The sequence below is a fragment of the Blautia sp. CAG:257 genome (assembly GCF_000433815.1).
In the GTDB taxonomy this organism is placed as follows: Bacteria; Bacillota; Clostridia; order Lachnospirales; family Lachnospiraceae; genus Blautia_A; species Blautia_A caecimuris.
In genome coordinates this window covers 64,349-82,839 of record NZ_HF999046.1, presented here as the reverse complement: position 1 = coordinate 82,839, position 18,491 = coordinate 64,349, and the positions used below count along the sequence as shown (strand labels likewise).

Genomic DNA, 18,491 nt, shown 5'->3' with positions numbered 1-18,491 from the left:
AGTGTCGTTCTGTCCTGCGCCTACTACCTGGAAATCATAGAATTTCCTTGGATAGAACTGCAGCGGATTTTCCAGACCTGTCACCTTACTTTCTGTCACTTCATATTTACGCGGTGCGCGGGTAGTTACAGTAGGTGAAACAGTCGGAGAAGCCGGACGGCTGCTGTTACTGAGCTTCAGCACTCTCAGCTGGGCGGAGCCTTTATCCGGTTTTGCCGCAACTACAAGCCAGGAATCCTTTTCCGGAACCTTTTCTGCCTTTACGGTAAAGGTTGTATTTGCCTTTGCCGGAGTTTTTGCCTTACTGGAATCATACAGTTTTTTGATAGTATTTGTATCACTTCCTGCATCTACAAAATAATAATACCATTTACAGTCCTTTGTTGTGGACATTTTTGCAGTTACTGTATTATGATCCATCCATTTCAGAGATTTACTCTGATAGGTTAAAAAGGACGGAGAAGCTGTAGGTGTGGGACTTGGTGTCACGGTAGCAGATGCGTTTACCTTCAGCACTGCACTCAGTCCATCCTCTCCCAGCATAACGGAATAATCCTCTGTATCATAAGCCAGCTGCTCTGCCGCTGCTTTAAATTCTTCGGGAGTAACATCTGTGCCATCTGTCTTTTTCCCTGCTTTTGCCACAGTTTTTTTATCTGCCGGAGCTGCGGCTGTCAGAGAGATGGAAGAATCTGTCAGCACATCTGTCACAACCACTGATGCATCCTGATCCAGATAAAGGTTTGCCCCGGTATTTTCCTTTATGGCAACTGTGCCCTGTACGGCAATATCCGTATTGCTGTAAACAGCTCCCATGGCTCCGGTATTTCCGGTAATCGTGCCGCCTTTCAGCACAAGACTTCCCCCGTTATTAGAAACAGCGCCGCCTTTTGCAGTGGTGTTGTTTCCTGTCAGAGTGACTCCTGCTGAAATACCGAAAGCACCGGAATCGCTGACATCTGCCAGGCTTCCTTCGGAAGGTTCTTCCTCACCTTTTCCGTTGCTTCCGTCTACAGTAAGATCAGAACCGTCTTTTACAGAAAACTGAAGCTCGCTGCCCTGTCCGGCAACTGTGAACATCGTTCCGTTAAATACTGTTCCGTCTTCCTTCTGCTCTCTGCGAATGGTGATTCCCGGCGCGGCAGCGACAATGCTGACCTTTTTGCCGGAAACAGAAATGGTTCCTGACAATGCAAGGCTGTCTGTGATCTCGATCACAGTGGATTCCTGAGCGCCGCTTTCTATGGTGGGAGCAGCATCGACCGCCTCCTGAAGTGTCTTATAATAGGTTACCGTTTCCTGATTATTTTCATCTATGGTAATAATGGAAATTCCTGTTGGCTCATTTTCCAGAGTTTCCGGGGCTTCTGAAGGAACTGCCTCCGGTGTTGTCTCTGTTTCCGGAACCTGTGTAGGCTCTGCCGGTGTCTCCGGAACTGTGGGTGTTTCTGTGGGTTCTGCAGGAGTCTCGGTAGGCGCTTCCGGTGTTGTTTCAGGCGTCTGTGTAGGCTCTGCTTCCGGTGTTGTCTCTCCTCCTTCTTCCTGAGGAATCTCGCCGGAATTCTCTCCCTCAGTTACTTCAGATGAAGCTGCAGGGATATCATTTTCTGCTGCCAGAGCAGCGGAAGGAACGGTTCCGGCAGTCATGGCTCCAGCCAAAAGAATTGCAAATAACTGTTTTTTTCTCATTATGTCCTCCTATCTTACGGACGTATCTGCCCATTTCCGTAAATAATGTACTTGGTCGTTGTCAGAGCAAGAAGTCCCATAGGCCCTCTGGCGTGAAGCTTCTGGGTACTGATGCCGATTTCTGCTCCATATCCGAATTCACATCCGTCTGTAAATCTGGTGGAAGCATTGACGTAAACTGCAGCAGCGTCTACCTCATCCAGGAATTTCTGTGCATGCATATAATTGTTTGTGATAATAGCTTCTGAATGACCTGTGTTGTAACGATTGATATGCGCAATGGCTTCCTCTACAGAATACACTATTTTAATGGACAGTATGTAATCCAGATATTCCGTTCCCCAGTCCTCCTGGGAAGCAGGAACCGCTCCCGGCATCAGGGAAAGAGCCTCCTGGTCTGCACGCATTTCCACGTGTTTTTCGCGAAATCTTTCTGCCAGTACAGGAAGAAGAACTTCTTTCATGCTGTCATGAACAAGCAGGGATTCACAGGCATTGCACACACCTACCCTCTGAGTCTTCGCGTTCATGATAATATCTGCTGCCATTTCCGGATCAGCGGTCTCATCTACATAAATATGACAGTTTCCGGTACCTGTCTCAATGACCGGAATGGTGCTCTGATTTACCACTGCTTTGATCAGTCCTTTTCCTCCACGGGGGATCAGCACATCCACATATTCATTCATTTTCATAAATTCCCCGGCGGTTTCTCTGGAGGTATCCTCAATCAGCTGAATGGCATCCTCTGTAATTCCCTGAGCCTTCAAGGTTTCGCGGATACATTTCACAATTGCCTGATTGGAATGAATGGCATCACTTCCGCCTTTCAGGATCACAACGTTTCCCGTTTTAAAACAAAGCCCGAAAGCATCTGCGGTTACGTTGGGACGCGCTTCATAAATAATTCCGATAACTCCAAGAGGAACTCTTTTCTGTCCGATCAGAAGTCCGTTGGGACGTTTTTTCATTCCGGTGACTTCTCCCACAGGATCTTCCAGATCTACAAGTTGGCGAAGTCCGTCTGCCATTCCTTCGATTCTTTCTCTGGTAAGAAGAAGTCTGTCCACCAGACCTTCCGGCATATGATTTGCCTTACCGTTTTTTACATCTTCCTCATTTGCTTTTAAAAGAGTTTCCGAACTTTCAACCAGATGATCTGCCACAGCGGCAAGCACCTGATTTTTTTTATCTGTGGAAATGGTGCGGAGAGCAGCTTCTGCATCTTTTGCACGCTTTCCAAGCTGAACAAGCATTTCTTTCATAATCTGACCTCCCTGAATTTTAGCCTCTTATGCACTGTTTTTCCGTTACAACGATCTCCGGTGAAATATCTGTAGGCTCTGTAGGAACCTGTGGGAGAAGCTGAAATTCAAAGGCTGCTGCCACACGTTTTACCCGGGGATGTTTTTCCAGATAGCGGTCATAAAATCCTCCGCCATAGCCTACTCTGTGATTCTGTCTGTCAAAGGCAACGCCTGGCATGATCATCAGGGCGTCCTCCCACTGTACGATCTCTCCGGACACCGGCTCCGGGATCCCATAGTATCCCGGCTCCAGCTGCGCAAAATCTGTCAGTTTATAAAAAATCATATCAAGCCCCTGTACCTTTGGCACAGCGATTTCTTTTCCGTCTGCCCAGGCTTTTTCAATAAGAAAGCCTGTCATTACTTCATGATTGTAATCTGCATAAACAAGGATTCTGTCCGCTGTCTGATATTCCGCAAGAGCAGTGATATTTTTTGTGATCTCTTTGCTCCATTCCTGTATTTCTTTATCAGAACACGCTTTTCTCTCTGCAAAAATCTGTTTTCTAATGGCTTTTTTTTCTTCCATATTTTTCACCTAAATTCGTAATACTTCCATCTTCTTCTTTAATGCTGATATTGTCAAGCTGACTCCTTAAATTCATGCGGATAGTCGCAATATATTCTTTGCGGAGAGCATCTCTTTCCTTCTTTTCTTCTTCTGTAAGACCCACACTTTTGGCCTTGTGGGCAAGTGTATTGATGCGGTCGATTTTTATGTTATCCATATTTTTCCCTCGTATGATATTGTAGTAGTGTTTATAGACCATCTCCAGGGTCTCTATGTTATATATCAAAGCTTCGGCAGAATAGCTGCCTGCATCTGTTACAGCAGTTTTTCTATATAATCAATGAGGTAGAATTCCTCTTTCTGGTTTCCAACAAATAAGGTTCCGTAATTACGGCCTTCCATAACCTTGTGTATCACATGGAAATCTCCGCCGTTGGCGATCACCATATCCGCTCCTGCAGCCGTGGCGATCTCTGCAGCCGTAAGCTTTGTTGCCATTCCGCCTGTTCCCACCTTGCTTCCCGGGCCTTTTCCCATGCTTTTCAGCTTTTCATCCAGCTTTTCTACGGTGTCGATAAACTTTGCATCCGGATTGGTATTCGGATCGTCTGTAAACAGCCCGTCAATATCTGAAAGCAGGATCAGAAGGTCTGCGCCGATCAGAGCTGCGATAACTGCGGAAAGCGTATCGTTATCGCCAAAGGAATCCAGTGCTTCCAGCTCAAAGCTTGAAATAGAGTCGTTTTCATTGACCACAGGAATGGTGTTCAGTGTAAGAAGCTCCTCAAAGGTATTTCGGGCATGCATGCGGTTCAGATTGTTGACCATGGTATTTTTTGTCATAAGGATCTGAGCTGCCATCTGATTATATTCGGCAAAAAGCTTCTGATAGATCATCATAAGCCTTGCCTGTCCCACTGCGGAGCATGCCTGTTTTACCTTCAGCTCTCTGGGGCGCTCATTGAGGCCAAGGGCAGCAGAACCCACGGCAACGGCGCCTGAAGTTACAAGTACCACGTCTTTTCCCTGATTGTGAAGATCACTGATCTCACGGACAAGCACCTCCAGCTTGCGAAGATCAAGTCTGCCTGTTTCTTTGTGGATCAGGGAAGAAGAGCCTACCTTGATCACAACACGTTTTTTATCTTTTAATAATTCCCGGTAATTCATTGTTGTCTCTCCAAATCTATTTTATCTGTTGATTCCAAGGGCCGCCAGAGCCTCTGACTGTTTCTTTTCCATAACGGCCGCCTCTTCCGGTTCCATGTGGTCATATCCCAGAAGATGGAGCATACTGTGCGCAAAAAGGAAGCTGAACTCTCTTTCTGTACTGTGTCCGTATTCCTCAGCCTGAGCATATACCCTGTCCACAGAGATCATAACATCTCCCAGCAGAAGCTCGTCTGTATCCAGGTCAAAGTATTCATCCTGATCCTCAATAATGGAATAGTCTGCAGGAGACGGAAACGGGATCATAGGAAATGAAAGTACGTCTGTGGGCGCATTGATATTTCTGAACTGGGCATTTACTTCCTTGATCTCCTCGTTATCCGTGATCACAAGATTCACGCTGGCTTCATAGGGGCACTGCTCTGTTTCCAGAATCTTATGTGCCACGCAGTTGGCAAGCTTTGTATAATCAATGTCCAGTTTTTTTTCTGTTTCATAATCTATCTGAATCGTCATGATTTTTTCTCCTGACTGCGGCGGGCTGTACGGGGCTTCGCCGGCTTCTGTTTTTTCTCATATTCGTCGTATGCCTGTACGATCTGCTGAACAAGAGGGTGGCGCACAACATCCTTGCTGGTAAGCTGGCAGAAGCCGATATCCTCTATTTTTTTCAGCACCTTCATGGCAACATCCAGACCGGAAACCGCATCTCTGGGAAGATCCTTCTGAGAAGCGTCTCCTGTGATAATAACCTTTGAGCCAAAACCGATACGGGTCAGAAACATTTTCATCTGTGCAGGCGTGGTATTCTGCGCCTCGTCAAGAATAATAAAGGCATTGTCAAGGGTACGTCCTCTCATATAGGCCAGAGGTGCAACCTCTATCAGTCCTCTCTCCATATTTTTTGCAAAGCTGTCTGCTCCCATGATCTGGTAAAGAGCATCATAAAGAGGACGAAGATATGGATCTACCTTGCTCTGAAGATCTCCGGGCAGAAATCCCAGTTTTTCCCCTGCCTCAATAGCAGGACGGGTCAGAATGATGCGGCTTACCTCTTCGTTTCTGAAAGCAGTGACTGCCATTGCCATTGCAAGATAGGTTTTTCCTGTACCCGCAGGTCCTACTCCGAAAACAATCATTTTTTTACGGATCTGCTCCACATATTCCTTCTGTCCCAGAGTTTTGGGTTTAATGGGACGTCCCTGTATGGTATTGCAGATAAAATCTTTATCGATTTCTGTAAGAACCTCATTTCGCTGCTCCATGGCAAGAGCCAGGGCATAGCTGACGTTCTGTTTTGTGATGGTATTTCCTCTCTGCGCCAGAACTACCAGTTCGCCGATCAGCTTTTTCGCCTGGGAAGCGCTTCCCTCAGTTCCAAGTATTTTCAGAATGCCGTCTCTTGATATCAGAGTGACATTCAATGTTCTTTCGATCAGTTTCAGATGTTCGTCGAACTGCCCGAATACATTCCCTTCCAGATCAGCCGGAATTTCCAGATGCAGTTCGATAATACTGTTAGCCATTCTCTGTTGTCCTTTCTTTTGGTTGCTCCAGTATTTCCACCGGAGTTTCCTTTCCGATTTTTTCAATGATCTCCAGATTTCCTCTGCTGATACAGGTTCTGTGATCCACATCTATTTTAACATTATTTGCAGATATTTGAACCCCCTTTTCCATTAATTTTTCTTCATAATCCTGAAGAATACAAAAAGCCTCTGTCTTTGCCTCCTGTTCTGTACGTATTATCTTTTTCTTCTGGTATCGGTTCATAGTAATACGGCCTGTGGAAACAGGAAGCCTAAAATTCTCAGTGAGCTTCACCGGAAGCTCTTCTGTCAGAGTATGCCAGCCCTTTTTATGCTCTGCTCCCCATTCCAAGTATAGCTTCCCAATCTTTAAAAAGCCTCCAGTTTCCTGAATATTTTCCCGTATTTCTGCTTCATACTCCAATGGAAGCTCAGCATAATAGGACAGCTTCCTTTTTATGTAAATATCTGCATCTGCATGAACATATTCATAGCGTGTCACTTCCTGACTGTCATTTTTCAATTCAAGACAGCCGGAAATCAGAACGTCTCCTGTTTTACAGGTTTCCCCTGGTCTGATCCGGGGAACTCCGGCCCTGGTAATGATCTTTACCACAGTTCCGGATTCTGTGGCTGTCAGATTGCAGGGTTCTGCTTTTTCTTTTTTCTTTTTATTCTGAAAATCCCCTTCTTTTACTGTAATAACCAGTCGTGTTCCTTCTGTTCTTGCAGAAACCCAGGCTGTCTGAGGATATTCTTCCCGGATGGAAGCTGCAATGGCGCTGCAGTTTAAAGATTTTTTTTTCATACCATGGGAAACACCCTGATCCTCCAGAAACTTCAGGATTTCCGGTGTGCTGTTCGCCCTGTTTCCTTCAATATGGATATTCCAGATACGTCCGGAAAGCATAAGAAGAAGCATTCCGCACAAAAAAATTCCCAGAAAAAAAGCTTTTCTTTTTACGCCTTTTTCCACCCAAAAAGGAAGCCCCTGTTTTTCCAGAATATGAATTCTCACCTTTGTTTTTCTCCGTATTGGTCCCAGCAGAAAAAAATGGCTGACGGAAAAAATACAGGTAAAGCTCTTATCCTTATTTTGTCTCAGATTCCGGACGACAATTCCTCTTGCCATGCAGAGATTAAAAAAACGTTCTGTCTGTCCGCCACAGATAAGAACTTCCACATATCCGTTCAGAAAACAAAGGATTTTTTCCATAGCTTCCTCCTACCGTTCCGGGATGATCCGGGAGATTTTTCCTGTAACTGTCATCTCTTCCATGGTATACCAGGGAATTTCCAGATTTTTTCCCATGATTGTCAGTTTTCCCGAAAAAGTGCTTACAATGATTTCCTCCTCTGTCAGCTTCAGAATACTGCGGTAATTTTCAATAACAGCCTGGCTGCATCCTGTCAGTGTAACAACAGTCTCTCTGCAGGCAAGATCTCTGGGAACCTCAAGAGCAGTCAGACAGCCTTCCCTGAGCTGTTTTCTTTTTTGCTGAAAAAACAAAGCATCGACCTCCTCTGATTCCCGCGCACACAAAAACAGAAAAACCTTCGGCTTTTATCGTAATTTATGCCGAAGGCTTTATCTTTATTCCTGACGGAACAATACCATGGAAAACCATAATATTGTATTGCCGCCCAGATTGTATTCCATTTGCTGTTCTTCTACAATTTCCGCAGCCACTACTCCATGGCTTTCCAGACAGGGGTGCATTTTTTCCGGATGCCTGCAGGGTTTTCCCTGGGGGAATGTACACTCCTGACAGATATCACAGGATTCTGTGGACAGGGTAAAAACGGAAAACCCCTGTTCCCGGAGAAATGAGGCGATTTCTTCTGTGATTTTTTCATGCTGGTGTCTGGTGGAAAGCATTTCCTCCATATTCATAAGATCCGACACTTCCGCCACACTGGAAAAAAACACTGCCTGGGGATATCTGCTGATCCTGTCCCGGCACTGCTGCAGTGAACCTACAGCCGGAGGGCAGGCCCAGGTAGTGCCAAAACGTTCACATTCCTGACTGCAGATCGTGCGGACCCTTTCCCTTACCTCAATCCCCTTTGTGTCAAGAATACGGTACTCATACACCGGAAACTGAGAAATATATTCCTCAAATTTTCTCATATCCAACTGTTTTATCATAAGCTTATCCTTCCTTCTGTACTGCCTGTATCATAATCCGCTCAAACAAACCGCCCATTGTCAAAAACCGGTGGAATTTCGGTAACCCTGGTATAGCAGAAAGTTAGTATTCGTTATACTAATTCAAAATGATCAGCGCCATAAATACAAGATTTTCTTCACCGGCATTTGTCAGCGCATGGCCTTTGCCGTCCGGAGTAAAGGTCATGTCTCCTGCTTCTACCATACGAAGTTCTCCGTTATCGCTGTAAATTCCTTTTCCGGAAAGAATGTAATAGGTTTCGCTTTCTCCGTGATGTTCATGATATCCCAGGGAACAGCCTGGTTCCAGAGTCACCTCTGCATAAAGACCACATTTTCCATTTAATTGTTTTTCATTAAGGATCGGCTTAAGAAAAACATGACCGTTTCCTCCGCACATGTTTTCAATACGCTGAATTTCCATAAAAGCATCCTCCCTGGCAAAAACTTTTTTATTTATGATAAGGTTCATTGTTCAGAATACGGAATCCTCTGTATATCTGTTCCAGAAGTATCATCTGCATCAGCTGATGAGGAAAAGTCATTCTGGAAAAGCTCAGCCGGAAATCTGCTCTTTTTAGTACCTGTTCACTTAGTCCAAGAGAGCCTCCGATCACAAAAGCAACTGAGCTTTTTCCTTCAATTCCCAATTGTCCGATTTTTTCAGAAAGTTCTACAGAGTCCAGCATTTTTCCGTCAAGAGCAAGAGCGATCACATAATCCTGGTCCCGGATATTTTTCATGATGCGCTCGCCTTCTGTTTTTTTGATCTGTTCGTTTAAAGCCTCCGAAGCCTTGTCCGGAGTCTTTTCATCAGCCACCTGACAGAAGGTAAGCTTACAGTACCTGCTCAGACGTTTTGCATATTCCTGTATCCCTGCGGTAAGATATTTTTCTTTGATCTTGCCCACAGATAAAATCCGGATCTCCATTATACTTCATAGTCAAGACAGATACGGTTGCAGGTAACTGTCCTGATAAAAGAAACCATTTTCTGATGTTCCGGGTGAACCTGATAACCGTCAAGAGCCTCCTGGGATTCCAGTTCACAGAAAAGTCCGATTTCATGTGTGCTGGCAGGAAGAGCATCTGTGACTACCTTAACAGATATCAGCCCCGGGACGATTCCCGTCAGACGTTCCAGCCCTTCTTTGATCCGTACTGCCGCTTCTTTTTTCTGTTTGTCATCTAAAGTTTCCTGAAATGACCACATTACAATGTGCTTTACCATGTTTTTCTCCTTTCTTTCCTTTACAGGCTTTCTTCAATAAAATTCTGGAATTCCTCCATGGACATCAGAACCTTCCGGGGCTTTGTGCCTTCCTCCGGTCCTACAACTCCGGCATCACAAAGCTGATCCATGATTCTGGCAGCTCTGTTAAATCCGATTTTAAACATACGCTGAAGCATTCCAATGGAGGCTTTTTCCTTATCAATAATAAACTTGCCGGCTTCCTCAAAATATACATCCCTTTCCTCTGCTCCGGATCCTCCTCCGGACAGACTGGCAGTATTTACCTGCTGTTCAATCTGCGGATTGTACTGCGCCGCGGGATTTTTATCTGCAAGAAAGTCCACGATGCTGCTGACTTCTTCGTCTGAAACAAAAGCGCCCTGCAGTCTGGCAGGCTTCTGATATCCCTGAGGATAAAAAAGCATATCTCCTTTTCCAAGAAGCTTTTCTGCGCCGTTCATATCCAGAATTGTTCTGGAATCCACGCCTGAGGAAACAGAAAAAGCAATTCTGGAGGGCATATTTGCCTTAATAAGACCTGTGATAACATTTACAGACGGCCGCTGTGTGGCTATGATCAGATGGATTCCCGCAGCCCGGGCAAGCTGGGCCAGACGGCAGATCGCATCCTCCACTTCTCCCGGAGCCACCATCATCAGATCCGCAAGCTCATCCACGATAATAATGATCTGAGGCATACGCTCCGGCGGGGTTTCTCCCTCGGGGATCCTCATTCCATCTACTTTTTTATTGTACTCCTGAAGATTTCGCACATTAAATTCCGCAAAAGTGTTGTAGCGGTTCATCATCTCTGTTACTGCCCAGTTCAGTGCGCCTGCCGCCTTTTTGGGATCAGTGACTACCGGGATCAGAAGATGAGGGATTCCGTTGTACACGCTTAACTCAACCACCTTGGGATCGATCATGATCAGCTTGACCTCTTCCGGTTTTGCTTTGTAAAGTATACTCACTATCAGAGTATTGATACATACAGACTTACCGGAGCCTGTCGCTCCTGCGATCAGAAGGTGCGGCATTTTGGCAATATCTGTAACAACTGGCTTTCCGGCAATATCCTTGCCTACGGCAAAGGAAAGTTTTGATTTTGCTCCCTGAAACTCCTGGGACTGCAAAATCTCCCGGAGCATAACTGCCTGATTTTCTTTATTGGGAACCTCGATTCCCACAGCTGCCTTTCCGGGAATCGGCGCCTCAATACGGATATCCGGAGTTGCCAGGTTCAGCTTGATATCATCAGCAAGACCTACGATTCTGCTGACCTTCACTCCCATTTCCGGCTGAAGCTCATATCTGGTTACTGTGGGACCGCAGCTTGCGTTTGTCACAGTAACATTTACACCAAAATTATGCAGTGTATCCTGAAGCTTCTGGGCAGTCTGGCGAAGATGGGCATCGGAATCGCCTTTGCCCTTTCCGTTACCTCTTTTCAGAAGCTTCAGGGGAGGATAATGATATTCTTTTTTTACTTCTGCATCCTTACTGGTGATCTCCTTCTGAATATTTCGGATTCCATTTTCTATTTCTGTTTTGGACGATTTTGGATTCTTATGAGGCTGAGAGGCTTCCGATGCTGCGGACTGAACAGATGCTTCTGTATTTTGCTGTTCCTCTTTTCTGAAATCCTCAAAAGAATCTGAAATTTCTTTACTCTCGTCCTCATAAGCCTGGATTTCGTCAAAATCCAGAGAATCTGAAGGCGAGTGTTCCATCTCTATATTAATATCAGTATGGTCATCAGCAGCCTCACTGGAAGAATCTGCCCGATGTATACTGAATTCCAGCTGTCCCTGACCGGCTGCTGAAGTCCGGACTTCAAAATCCTCCTCAGAGGTCTGAACAGCAGTCTCTGATGTTTCTTTTGTTTTTTTCTTTTTTGGAGGAGTCAGTTTTGTTCCTTCCAGAAAGCCGTGAGAAGAAGCCTCTTTCTGTTCCTGTCTGGCATTAAGGGCCGCAGCCGCCTCACTGTTTTCCTGTTCCAGAGCCTGGGCAGCCTGTTTTTCTGCCTCTAACGTTTCCTCCAGCCTGCGTATTCTTTCTGCCTGACGATTTTCCCTCTTCTGTCTGCGTTCCTGATCCCGGATCTCTTTTTTCAGATCCCTCTCCGGCTGCCCTTCCATGTAACGTTCATGTCCGCCCTTTACAAGGCTTACGATGCTGTCCCAGATTTTAAAAATAAAATCAAAAAAGGATCTCTGAGTAATCAGGATCATTGTGATAAGAAGCACAAGTACAATGATAATATATCCGCCTACAACTCCAAAAGCAGACGTAGAGGACATGCAGATCGCGCCTCCGATCACACCGCCTCCCGTATGAAGCTCTGAACTGCGTTTATAATAATCCATAAATCCCGTACCCGGAAGATATCCCTCTGTTAAAAGCTGTACAAAGCCACACAGAAAAAGAAAAAACACAAGGGCTGCCAGTGTTTTTTTGTACGCAAGAGGATTTTTTCTGTTGGACATCAAAAAGGCAGCACCCACAAAAAGCAGTACGGGAAATACATAAGCCAGAAGTCCCATAATCCCAAAGCAGACCGCGCTGATCTGGTCGCCTACAGCGCCACCCAGTCCAAAATTACTGATAACCAGAATCATAGAGGCAGCCAGAATGATCAGCAGAATGATTTCTGTCTGGAATCCACTTGTAACATTTTGCTTTTTAGCAGTGGTTTTTCTTCTTGATGCGGTACTCTTTGCTGTTTTTCCTGTGGTTCCTCTTTTGCCTTTCTGGTTCTTTGATGCTGCCATATCCAGGCTTCCCTCCTACTACTTCTATTGCTTTTTATTACCATCGGTATCAGGATCCCTTACAGGCCCTGATACCTCTTTTGTCTCTTTTTATAACACATAATTACCGATGAGAGCAGCAAAGCCCACAATAAAACAGTAATATGCAAAATAACGGAATCTGCCCCTGTTCACAAGTCTGAGCAGTACACGGATGGTAAAGTACCCCACAACTGCAGAGACGATCATTCCCAGCACAAAGGTAAATCCCAGGCCAACGGTCATTGCAGGCGCGCTAAACTGTCCCAGCTCCACAGCCAGGGCTCCGATAATAGCCGGCACTGACAGAATGTAAGAATATTTCACTGCAAAACTCCGGGTAAATCCACTCATCAGACCTGCGCTGATCGTCAGTCCGCTTCTGGAAAGTCCGGGAAATACAGACAGTCCCTGACAAATACCGATCCACATGGCATTTCCGAATCCGGCGTCTCTTGCAGCTTTTTTTCCGCCCATTCTGCCAAGATCCACCACAAGAAGAACGATTCCTGTAATCAGGATTCCCGCTCCCGGCAGCAGCTGTGAAGAAGCCGCAAGCACAACAAGCCTTCTGGCTGTATAACCCAGAAGTGCAGTCGGTATCATAGAAACAAGAAGCAGGAGCGCAAATTTCTTATAAGTACTGCTTACGATTTTTGCATATCGAAGTCTGTCTCCTGTTCTTTTATTATGGATATAAAGAGACAGATTTCCGATTGTATCCATCAGCATGTCCAGAGACTCCAGCAGAAGTCTTGAAATATCCTTCCAGAAAGTAAGTATCACTGCTGCCAGCGTACCAAAATGAAGTATTGCTTCCAGAAGAACACCCGTTTCGTGCTCCATCCCCAGAATGTTCTGAAGAATGCACAGATGTCCAAAACTGCTTACAGGAAGAAACTCCAGTATTCCCTGTACAACTGCAAGCAGGATCACATATAAAACTGTCATATTTTTATCCTTTTCTTTCGTCTGTTTTCTTCAAATGGCATGAAAGCTGCCGTTTTATTCCCTGTAAAAACCAAAAATTCAAAGTGTTTTCCCGGCTTTTGCTGTATCAGTATATCACAGTTCTGAAAAAGTTACAAGATATCCCCGGCAAAAAATCGAACATGTGAGCGAATACGGTTGCTGTTGCTGGACGCATCCCCGCGGAACTTTTTTATTTCCCTGAAAAATCCGTACAGACTGTACTATATTCCCGGTAAACAAAAAAGGAAACTGCCACAGCATACAGCCGCGACAGTTCCCCGGATCATCTCAGCCTGAATATTGGGTTTCCGCTTTTATACAGGCTATTATTATTTTAAAATCAGTTTGCGTGAGGCAGTCTCTCATCGATCATGTTCATCAGATGATCTGTGGAGCGAAGCGGTGCTACAAATGCAGCATCTTCCACAGCTGCAAGTTTTGCATTTTCACATGCAAGAACTCCGCCATAGATCTCGCCCATTTCTGCATAACGGTAAACCGGAAGCTTATCGTTCATCTCATCAGAAATATCCTCTACATCATCAAACGGCATTTCAACCTCATATACATGAGCCAGCTCAGCAGCAACCTCCCAGTTGGAGAATACTACGTCTTCCTCAATGGCCTGTTCAACAACCTGAAGTCTGCGCTCAGTATTGGTGAAAGTACCATAGGTAGACGCAAATCCTGTTCCCGGGATCACAACGTCTGCAAGTTTGGCAGCCTCTGTCATGTGAGTATCGCATACCATCAGGAATACAAGCTCTTTCAGAAGCTCCGGAGCCGGATCCTCACCGAATACCAGAAGGGCTTTTACACCTTCCATAGCCTCTGCCCCTGCAGTGATTCCCAGATCAACAAGACCCTGGCTGTTGTTCTTTGCTTTCAGCATAAGGATACCGTCGCGGGCTTTTCCGATATGACCGGAAACAACTGCGATGTCGCCAAGAAGCGCAGCAGCCTCAGTAGTTACTACGTTCTGCTGGAATACGATCATTGCTTTCTTTGCATTTGCATAAAGCTCAGCGATCTCTTTTGCTTCTTCAGATACAGCAGCACCTTCTACAGATGCCTTAAATGCGTCAAAGCCTTCTACACCTGTGCCCTTGCCCATATCAAGAAGAGCCTTTGCAACACCCTTGAAGAAACCAAGGCTGTTGTCTGTCTCAACAGTTTTATAAGCAAAGCTCATATGATCCTGTGCATATCCTTCCGGATTTACAAGGATAACCTTTGCTCCGTTCTTTGCTGCCTGTTTCAGTTTCAGACGGATCACCTGATTTTCTTTTGCAATAAAGCCTGCGCACAGGATCACATCTGCAGAAAGAACCTCGTTGATTGTGTTCGGAGAAGCGTTTACGCCCAGAACCTTTTCAAGACCGTTCTCTCTGTTGTTGAAGCAGAGAGTCTTAGCTCCGATAGAATCTGCGAACTTCTTGATCACATATGCTTCTTCGTTTGTATATCTGTCAGAAACTGCTACAGCAACTGCGTTTCTTCCGTATTTTGCCGCAAGAGATTCTGCTTTCTTTGCAGTCAGCATAAATGCTTCATGATAATCAACCTCTGTAAGCTCTCCGTCCTTTCTTGCCATTGGCTCAAGGAGTTTGCCGTCCATAACAGAACAGTCAAAGCCGAACTTTCCTCTTCCGCAGAGAAGTCCTTTATTGACAGCGCCTTCTCTGTCCGGAACAGCTTTTACCAGCATGTCTCCATAGGTTTCAAGATGCATGGAGCAACCTACTGAGCAGTAAGCGCAGGTAGTATCGGTAGCCTCAGTGTCAAGCGGAACAGATTTTTCAAGAGTAAGATTTTCCTGAAGAGCGCCTGTAGGGCAGACACTTACACACTGGCCGCAGGAAATACATCCTGTCTCAGAAAGCGGCTGTTCAAGAGCCGGCATAACAACTGTGTCAAATCCACGTTTCACAAGGCCAAGAGCGCCTACTCCCATAACCTCATCGCAGGCACGAACACAGAGTCCGCAGAGGATACATTTATTCGGATCCCTTAAAATGAACGGATGCTCATCGTGGAATTCCACTTCATTGATGTCTCCTGCCAGACGGTCCGGATCCACATCGTACATATTTGCATAGGAGATCAGCTTACACTCAAAGTAATCTTTACATCCGCACTCCAGACAACGATGAGCTTCCTCAACAGCCTGCTCCTCGTCGTATCCGAAGACTACCTCTGTAAAGTTGTCTTTTCTTTCTTCTGCATTCAGCTGCTCCATAGTCGGACGGCACATTCTCTCACGGTCTTCAAAAGTAGCCGGTGTTACGTCCTTTTTGGTTACATAATAGTTTGGCTCGTATTTGATCTCTTCTCCGCGAAGATAAGCATCTACGATCAGATAGCTCTTCTTTGCATCGCCAATGGACTCAACTGCGATGGAAATCTTGTCATTACCGCAGTCACCGCCTGCGAATACGCCCGGAAGTGCTGTCATGTATGTATCTTTATCATAAACAAGGCCGCCCTTTCTGGTAAGCTCAACCCCGTTCATTCCTTCTGCATTTACTCTCTGGCCGATTGCAAGGATTACAGTGTCCACATCAATCGTCTCTGTTTTTCCTTCTACCGGAACCGGAGCGCGACGTCCTGATGCATCCGGCTCACCAAGTTCCATAACCTGAAGAACCATCTGACGGCAGTGTCCGTTTTCATCAGAAATGATCTCAAGAGGATTGGTCAGGTTCAGGAAGATTACTCCCTCTTCCTCTGCTTCCTCGATCTCGATCATATCTGCAGGCATCTCATCTTTTGTTCTTCTGTAAATATTATAAACCTTGTCAGCGCCAAGACGTACTGCTGTACGGCAGGCATCCATAGCGGTATTACCGCCGCCTACAATGGCAACGTTTTTGCCAAGGTCAATATCTTCATTGCGGACAACTTTTCTGAGGAAATCAATACCGCCGATTACACCCTCGGCATCCTCGCCTTTGCAGCGGACACCGGTAGATACCCATGCGCCGATACCAACGCATACAGCATCAAAATCTCTGCGGATCGCTTCAAAAGAGATGTCCTCGCCGATCTTTGTATTTGTAACCATGGTTACGCCCATTTTTTCAAGAACAGCGATTTCCTCATCCAGAACTTCTTTCGGAAGACGGTATTCCGGAATACCATAGCGGAGCATACCGCCAAGCTTTGGCATTGCCTCGTAGATCGTCACATCATGGCCAAGCTGACGAAGGAAATATGCCATGGAAAGTCCGTAAGGACCGCCGCCGATCACAGCAACGTTCTTTCCTGTGTCCGGCTCGCACTCCGGAACAAACGGATCTTCACCGAACTCGTCAGTATCTGCTGCAAATCTCTTAAGGTTTGCAATAGCGATAGGCTCGTCTACCATACCGCGGCGGCATGCTGTCTCACACGGATGAGGACAGACACGACCGATAGATCCCGGAAGCGGAATGTTTTCTCTGATCAGTTTGATAGCCTCTTCATACTGTCCGTTTGCGATCAGACCTACATAGCCCTGACAGTCTGTACCTGCAGGACATGCAAGCATACATGGCGGACGGCAGTCACCCTTATGGTTGGAAAGAAGAAGCTCCAGGTTTGTTTTTCTTGATTCAATAACACGCGGTGTATTGGTATGGATGATCATATCCGGTGCGATCTCGGTTGCACAGGCCTTCCAGAGTTTCGGATTGCCTTCCATCTCTACCATACAAAGTCCGCATGCGCCGTAAATTTCTGTTCTCTCATCATAGCAAAGAGTAGGAATGAAAATATCGTTCTCTTTGCAGACATCGAGAATGGTCTGGCCGGGAAGTCCATAGACTTCTTTTCCGTCGATATTTAATCTGTATTTATTCACAGTCTGCACCTCCTATTAAACTCTCTTTACTGCGCCAAATTTACAGGATTCCTCACACTTGCCGCACTTGATACATACAGCAGGATCAATCTTATGCTGCTGTTTTTTCTCGCCGCTGATGGCGCCAACCGGGCAGTGTCTTGCACAGGCTGTACAGCCCTTGCAGTCCTCTGTAATCTCGTAGTGAATAAGAGCCTTACAGGATTTTGCAGTACATTTATGATTGTAAATATGATCCTCATATTCATTGCGGAAATATTTCAGAGTGGTGAGTACCGGGTTCGGAGCAGTCTGTCCAAGTCCGCACATAGCGCCGTCCTTGATCTTTCCTGCAAGCTCTTCCAGAAGCTCGATATCTCCGTCTTTTCCTTCGCCCTTTGTGATTCTCTCAAGAATCTCAAGCATTCTCTTGGTACCGATACGGCAGTAGTTACATTTACCACAGGATTCTTTCTTGGTAAAGTCAAGGAAGAAACGTGCCATATCTACCATACAGGTATCCTCGTCCATTACGATCATACCGCCGGAACCAACGATAGCGCCTGTCTTATTGATATCTTCATAAGTAACAGGAGTGTCAATAAGATCTGCAGGAATACATCCGCCGGAAGGACCACCCATCTGAACGGCCTTGAATTCTTTGTCGTTTTTGATTCCGCCGCCGATGTTGTAAATAACTTCTTTCAGGGTCATTCCCATAGGAACCTCAACAAGACCGCCCTTCTTGATTTTTCCTGCAAGAGCAAATACCTTGGAGCCCTTGGATTTTTCAGCACCTCTGTCAGCAAAGGCCTGTCCGCCATTGGCAATGATCCATGCAACGTTTGCATAGGTTTCTACGTTATTGATGTTGGTCGGAAGCTTCCAGTATCCCTTTGCAGCCGGGAACGGAGGTTTCAGTCTTGGCATACCTCTCTCACCTTCAAGAGAAGCAATAAGAGCAGTCTCCTCACCGCATACAAATGCGCCTGCGCCTGCTTTGATACGGATATCAAAATCAAAGCCTGTTCCAAACAGATTTTTGCCCAGATAACCCTTTTCTCTTGCCTGTGCCATGGCGATCTCAAGACGTGCGATTGCCAGTGGATACTCAGCACGGCAGTAAATGATACCCTCGGTAGCGCCTGCAGCAAAACCGCCGATGATCATACCTTCCAGCAGGGAGTGAGGATCGCCTTCCAGAACGGAACGGTCCATGAATGCACCCGGGTCACCCTCGTCTGCATTACATACCATATATTTCTGCGCGCCTTTATTGGATTTGATCGCATTCCATTTA

Annotated in this window: 16 protein-coding genes and 3 pseudogenes; all 19 read right to left on the bottom strand. The window is 45.8% G+C overall.

The window, feature by feature from the left end:
• The coding region (locus QVP40_RS06635; RefSeq protein WP_288200358.1) for a hypothetical protein at positions 1-1,689 on the bottom strand (1,689 nt) is incomplete at its 3' end.
• 14 nt (positions 1,690-1,703) lie between these two features.
• On the bottom strand, positions 1,704-2,954 hold the full coding sequence (locus QVP40_RS06630) for a glutamate-5-semialdehyde dehydrogenase (RefSeq protein WP_022067693.1): 1,251 nt from the start codon (positions 2,952-2,954) through the stop codon (positions 1,704-1,706).
• 19 nt (positions 2,955-2,973) lie between these two features.
• Positions 2,974-3,525, bottom strand: coding sequence for a 5-formyltetrahydrofolate cyclo-ligase (locus QVP40_RS06625; protein ID WP_022067692.1), 552 nt, complete (start codon positions 3,523-3,525; stop codon positions 2,974-2,976).
• Positions 3,503-3,724, bottom strand: a complete 222-nt coding sequence (locus tag QVP40_RS06620) for a DUF896 domain-containing protein (RefSeq protein ID WP_022067691.1) — start codon at positions 3,722-3,724, stop codon at positions 3,503-3,505. The genes QVP40_RS06625 and QVP40_RS06620 overlap by 23 nt, the downstream gene beginning before the upstream one ends.
• 98 nt (positions 3,725-3,822) lie before the next feature.
• Positions 3,823-4,677 (bottom strand): glutamate 5-kinase, encoded by an 855-nt coding sequence (gene proB, locus QVP40_RS06615; protein ID WP_022067690.1) that lies wholly within the window; start codon positions 4,675-4,677, stop codon positions 3,823-3,825.
• Positions 4,678-4,698: 21 nt separating this feature from the next.
• Positions 4,699-5,193 (bottom strand): rRNA maturation RNase YbeY, encoded by a 495-nt coding sequence (gene ybeY, locus QVP40_RS06610; protein WP_022067689.1) that lies wholly within the window; start codon positions 5,191-5,193, stop codon positions 4,699-4,701.
• Positions 5,190-6,203: a PhoH family protein gene (locus QVP40_RS06605; RefSeq protein WP_022067688.1), complete on the bottom strand. Its 1,014-nt coding sequence runs from the start codon at positions 6,201-6,203 to the stop codon at positions 5,190-5,192. The genes ybeY and QVP40_RS06605 overlap by 4 nt, the downstream gene beginning before the upstream one ends.
• On the bottom strand, positions 6,196-7,422 hold the full coding sequence (locus tag QVP40_RS06600) for a sporulation protein YqfD (RefSeq protein ID WP_022067687.1): 1,227 nt from the start codon (positions 7,420-7,422) through the stop codon (positions 6,196-6,198). The genes QVP40_RS06605 and QVP40_RS06600 overlap by 8 nt, the downstream gene beginning before the upstream one ends.
• A gap of 9 nt (positions 7,423-7,431) precedes the next feature.
• Positions 7,432-7,716 (bottom strand): YabP/YqfC family sporulation protein, encoded by a 285-nt coding sequence (locus tag QVP40_RS06595; protein ID WP_022067686.1) that lies wholly within the window; start codon positions 7,714-7,716, stop codon positions 7,432-7,434.
• 84 nt (positions 7,717-7,800) lie between these two features.
• Entirely contained in the window at positions 7,801-8,355 is a 555-nt protein-coding gene (locus QVP40_RS06590; protein WP_022067685.1) for a DUF2284 domain-containing protein, read from the bottom strand.
• A gap of 118 nt (positions 8,356-8,473) precedes the next feature.
• Positions 8,474-8,800 carry a cupin domain-containing protein gene (locus QVP40_RS06585; RefSeq protein WP_022067684.1) on the bottom strand — a complete coding sequence of 109 codons (327 nt, stop codon included), beginning with the start codon at positions 8,798-8,800 and terminating at the stop codon, positions 8,474-8,476.
• A gap of 28 nt (positions 8,801-8,828) precedes the next feature.
• Positions 8,829-9,308, bottom strand: coding sequence for a 23S rRNA (pseudouridine(1915)-N(3))-methyltransferase RlmH (gene rlmH, locus QVP40_RS06580; RefSeq protein ID WP_022067683.1), 480 nt, complete (start codon positions 9,306-9,308; stop codon positions 8,829-8,831).
• Positions 9,308-9,607 carry a Dabb family protein gene (locus tag QVP40_RS06575; RefSeq protein WP_022067682.1) on the bottom strand — a complete coding sequence of 100 codons (300 nt, stop codon included), beginning with the start codon at positions 9,605-9,607 and terminating at the stop codon, positions 9,308-9,310. Before QVP40_RS06575 ends, rlmH begins: the two co-directional genes overlap by 1 nt.
• A gap of 20 nt (positions 9,608-9,627) precedes the next feature.
• Complete coding sequence (locus QVP40_RS06570) at positions 9,628-12,381, bottom strand: FtsK/SpoIIIE family DNA translocase (protein ID WP_022067681.1); 2,754 nt, start codon at positions 12,379-12,381, stop codon at positions 9,628-9,630.
• Between the two features lie 90 nt (positions 12,382-12,471).
• Complete coding sequence (locus QVP40_RS06565) at positions 12,472-13,350, bottom strand: undecaprenyl-diphosphate phosphatase (protein ID WP_022067680.1); 879 nt, start codon at positions 13,348-13,350, stop codon at positions 12,472-12,474.
• Positions 13,351-13,711: 361 nt separating this feature from the next.
• A pseudogene (locus QVP40_RS13990) lies at positions 13,712-15,382 on the bottom strand (molybdopterin-dependent oxidoreductase); the annotation flags it as partial.
• Positions 15,383-15,763: 381 nt separating this feature from the next.
• A pseudogene (locus QVP40_RS13985) lies at positions 15,764-16,633 on the bottom strand (FAD-dependent oxidoreductase); the annotation flags it as partial.
• Positions 16,634-16,693: 60 nt separating this feature from the next.
• Positions 16,694-17,212 (bottom strand): annotated as a pseudogene (locus QVP40_RS13980) (2Fe-2S iron-sulfur cluster-binding protein); the annotation flags it as partial.
• Positions 17,213-17,227: 15 nt separating this feature from the next.
• Positions 17,228-18,491: NADH-ubiquinone oxidoreductase-F iron-sulfur binding region domain-containing protein (locus QVP40_RS06555; RefSeq protein ID WP_288200357.1), on the bottom strand; the 1,264-nt coding region annotated here is incomplete at its 5' end.